This is a genomic window from Streptomyces microflavus (assembly GCF_014650075.1).
GTDB classification, from domain to species: Bacteria; Actinomycetota; Actinomycetes; order Streptomycetales; family Streptomycetaceae; genus Streptomyces; species Streptomyces microflavus.
Map to the genome: position 1 here is coordinate 1 of NZ_BMUG01000047.1, position 517 is coordinate 517.

Sequence of the window (517 nt, forward strand, 5' to 3'; positions counted from 1 at the left end):
GTTAACCCGTGTGGGGAAGCCGTAGCGAAAGCGAGTCCGAATAGGGCGATTGAGTTGCACGCTCTAGACCCGAAGCGGAGTGATCTAGCCATGGGCAGGTTGAAGCGGAGGTAAGACTTCGTGGAGGACCGAACCCACCAGGGTTGAAAACCTGGGGGATGACCTGTGGTTAGGGGTGAAAGGCCAATCAAACTCCGTGATAGCTGGTTCTCCCCGAAATGCATTTAGGTGCAGCGTCGTGTGTTTCTTGCCGGAGGTAGAGCACTGGATAGGCGATGGGCCCTACCGGGTTACTGACCTTAGCCAAACTCCGAATGCCGGTAAGTGAGAGCACGGCAGTGAGACTGTGGGGGATAAGCTCCATGGTCGAGAGGGAAACAGCCCAGAGCATCGACTAAGGCCCCTAAGCGTACGCTAAGTGGGAAAGGATGTGGAGTCGCAGAGACAACCAGGAGGTTGGCTTAGAAGCAGCCACCCTTGAAAGAGTGCGTAATAGCTCACTGGTCAAGTGATTCCG

Annotated in this window: 1 rRNA gene; it reads left to right on the forward strand. The window is 55.5% G+C overall.

The annotated features are described in order from the left end of the window. Positions 1 to 517: ribosomal RNA gene (locus IE264_RS37810) — 23S ribosomal RNA — on the forward strand; the annotation flags it as partial.